Annotated in this window: 4 protein-coding genes; 3 read left to right on the top strand and 1 reads right to left on the bottom strand. The window is 45.5% G+C overall.

Annotated features, from left to right (window positions below; all coding sequences use genetic code 11):
• Nucleotides 1-58: 58 nt before the first annotated feature.
• On the bottom strand, nt 59-253 hold the full coding sequence (locus tag Q1M25_RS08950) for a hypothetical protein (RefSeq protein WP_300483935.1): 195 nt from the start codon (nt 251-253) through the stop codon (nt 59-61).
• Nucleotides 254-438: 185 nt separating this feature from the next.
• On the opposite strand from Q1M25_RS08950, the gene Q1M25_RS08945 reads away from it, so the two are divergent.
• From Q1M25_RS08945 to Q1M25_RS08935, 3 genes are all read left to right on the top strand, one after another.
• On the top strand, nt 439-2,067 hold the full coding sequence (locus Q1M25_RS08945; RefSeq protein WP_003746799.1) for an ABC-F family ATPase: 1,629 nt from the start codon (nt 439-441) through the stop codon (nt 2,065-2,067).
• Between the two features lie 8 nt (nt 2,068-2,075).
• The gene (locus tag Q1M25_RS08940) at nt 2,076-2,336 is read left to right on the top strand and encodes a hypothetical protein (RefSeq protein WP_003746797.1); all 261 of its coding nucleotides are present in this window, start codon (nt 2,076-2,078) and stop codon (nt 2,334-2,336) included.
• A gap of 306 nt (nt 2,337-2,642) precedes the next feature.
• Nucleotides 2,643-3,553 (top strand): glycosyl hydrolase family 28-related protein (locus tag Q1M25_RS08935; RefSeq protein ID WP_300483932.1); only part of this gene is annotated, 911 nt, incomplete at its 3' end.

The raw sequence follows: 3,553 nt of genomic DNA, 5'->3' as shown, positions 1-3,553 counted from the left end.
AGTTGTCAAAGCGAGCAGTAATGTGCTGATCCAGGTTTTGTTCATTTTTTATTTTTCCTTAAAACCATTTCCACCAAACAAACAAAGCCGCAATCATAATGATGTTGGCGAAGAGTATGGGTTTCCACTGTCTGGGCGCGTGCCGTAATTCAGTGCCAGAACGCGTGCGGCGGATATAGAAAAACGGGCTGAGCAGCATGGAAGCGGCGCATACCAAAATAATCACGGCGTAATAGATTTTGTGCGTTTCCATATCGTTTCTCCGTTTCAGACGGCCTGAAAGGCTGCCTACAACGCATTTTTGCGTGAAGCGCTGCCTGTTTTCATTTCGTGTCGGTATTGGGCATATTTGCTATGACCTCAATCCTGAGGTCTTTGCAAAAATATGCTACAATCGCGTCCGATTATAACATTCTATTTATAAAGGTTTTACGAATAATGATTTCTACCAACGGCATCACCATGCAGTTCGGCGCAAAGCCGCTGTTTGAAAACGTATCCGTCAAATTCGGCGAAGGCAACCGTTACGGCTTGATCGGCGCCAACGGCTCAGGTAAATCCACCTTCATGAAAATCCTCGGCGGCGATTTGGAACAGACTGCCGGCGAAGTCGCGATTGAAAACGGCGTGCGTTTGGGTAAATTGCGCCAAGACCAGTTTGCCTACGAAGACATGCGCGTGCTGGATGTGGTGATGATGGGTCACACTGAAATGTGGGCGGCAATGACCGAGCGTGATGCGATTTACGCCAACCCCGAAGCCACCGAAGACGATTACATGAAAGCCGCCGAACTGGAAGCCAAATTCGCCGAATACGACGGCTACACCGCCGAAGCGCGCGCCGCCGAGCTGTTGAGCGGCGTGGGTATTTCCGAAGATTTGCACAATGCAACCATGGCAGAAGTTGCCCCGGGTTTCAAACTGCGCGTATTGCTGGCGCAAGCCTTGTTCTCCAAACCAGATGTATTGCTCTTGGACGAACCGACCAACAACTTGGACATCAATACCATCCGTTGGTTGGAAGGCGTGTTGAACCAATACGACTCCACCATGATTATTATTTCGCACGACCGTCACTTTTTGAACGAAGTCTGCACCCATATGGCGGATTTGGACTACAACACCATCACCATCTATCCGGGCAACTACGACGACTACATGCTCGCTTCCGCCCAATCGCGTGAGCGCGCCCTGAAAGACAACGCCAAAGCCAAAGAGAAACTGCAAGAGCTGCAAGAGTTCGTCGCCCGCTTCTCTGCGAACAAATCCAAAGCCCGTCAGGCAACCAGCCGTCTGAAACAAGCAGACAAAATCAAATCGGAGATGGTCGAAGTCAAGCCTTCTACCCGTCAAAACCCGTATATCCGTTTTGAAGCCGATGAAAAAGCCAAGTTGCACCGTCAGGCTGTGGAAGTTGAAAAACTGGCCAAACGTTTTGAAACCCAGTTGTTTAAAAACCTGAACTTCATCCTCGAAGCCGGCCAGCGCCTCGCCATCATCGGCCCGAACGGCGCTGGTAAATCTACCTTGCTGAAACTTTTAGCCGGCGCGTACAACCCCGAATATTCAGACGGCCTGTTGCCGGACGAAGGCACCATCAAATGGGCGGAAAAAGCCAGTGTCGGCTATTATCCGCAAGACCATGAAAACGATTTCGATGTTGATATGGATTTGACTGAATGGATGCGCCAATGGGGCCAGGAAGGCGATGACGAACAAGTCATCCGCGGCACTTTGGGCCGCTTGCTCTTCGGCAGCAACGATGTCGTGAAAAAAGTGAAGGTCCTCTCCGGTGGCGAAAAAGGCCGTATGCTTTACGGTAAACTGTTGCTGTTGAAACCCAATGTCTTGGTCATGGACGAACCGACCAACCACATGGACATGGAAAGCATCGAATCCTTGAACATGGCGCTGGAAAAATACAACGGCACGCTGATTTTCGTCTCGCACGACCGTCAGTTTGTATCTTCGCTGGCCACCCAAATCATCGAATTGGATGGCAAAGGCGGATATGAACACTACTTGGGTGATTACGAAAGCTATCTGGAGAAAAAAGGAATTGTGTAGGAAATAGCATGAATGCAAACCTTAAAAAACTACTGCAAAACCTGCTTGCGCTAATCGTGTTGCCTGTACTGGGCTGGTACATTACGCTTGGAGACGCTGTAAATGTTGTCGACACTGAACATGCTTCTCGTAAAGGCCGAGCAGTGGCTTGGTTATTTAATGAGTTTGGTGCAACCGGCGTTTGGGGCTTCTTGGGCATAATTTGGATTGCCTGCCTGATTTTAGCCATTCGTTCATACAAAGCATGGCAAAAGGATAAGTCACAGTAAATTAAGGTTCTAGATAGTATGTACTTGCTAGAAGAAAATATCCATATGAATCATTGGATTGAATGATACATCTGAATATAAATAGGCAATTGAAAGCTATCTGGAGAAAAAGTATGGCTTAAATCTTTACCCACAATCTAATAAGGCATTGAGATGCCGTCTGAAAATTTCTATATTTTCAGACGGCATTTTCTTTTCAAAATTAAACAATATCATATTGAACTTTTATGCCAAAATTATGACTAATAAAAGCTTTTTTGCAAAATAATAACTCAATATTACGATATTTTTGAAGGAATATATTAAATGGTAAACATTAAAACAGTAGTACCCAATGCCTCTCAATATGGTGCCAAACTTGGCTATACGACTTATGAGGCAGAACAAGGTGAACTGAAAAACGGTGTTGTTAAAAATGCCCCTTCTTCAGAGGCAGAACACGCAACTGCCCGTGAAGCAAGCGGTCAGGCATATGTTGATTTGCCGACTAATGCATCTGTGTCATTTATTGCACAAGCAGATGCCAATGCCGTAACCGTCCGTTATACCGTTCCTGATGGTGAAAGCGGTAAAGTAGAAGTCAAAGTCAATAATACAGTGATCGGTACTTTGGATTTATCTTCCAAATCCAACTGGCAATATTTGGATAACTACAAATATCATCCGGATGGCGATATTAAAGTTCATGATACACCCGCGGCAGATAGGCTTGCCCGCTTCCAATTTGATGAAGTCAGCCAATTATTTAAAGATGCCCATATCAATAAAGGAGATACAGTTACCATCACTAATCTCGACAGCACGCCCATAGGTATTGACTTAGTTGATTTGGAAAAAGCACCGGACGCCATTAGACAGCCTGAAAACAGTGTCAGCATTACTGATTTCGGCGCAGTCGCCAATGACGGCTCGGATGATTACCAGGCATTTATGAAGGCAGTAGAAGCTGCAAAAAATACAGAACATAAAACTGTTTATATCCCCGAAGGTCAATTTGATTTTTCACGACCGATTTCTCTTTATGTTCCTGATGGCATTAAGATTACCGGTGCAGGGCAATGGCATACTAAGTTACATTTTTTGAATACAGAAGCTGCTAAATACGATGATAAGGGTTATGCGAGCGGTGGCGGTGGTATTACTTTTGAACCCGGTAGTAACAATATAGATTTGGGCAATCTCTCTATGGATTCAAATCTGAACTCAAGATATGATGA

This window comes from uncultured Neisseria sp. (assembly GCF_951230505.1).
GTDB lineage: Bacteria > Pseudomonadota > Gammaproteobacteria > Burkholderiales > Neisseriaceae > Neisseria.
The sequence above is the reverse complement of the archived record's forward strand: the minus strand, read 5'-3'. Positions and strand labels throughout refer to the sequence as shown.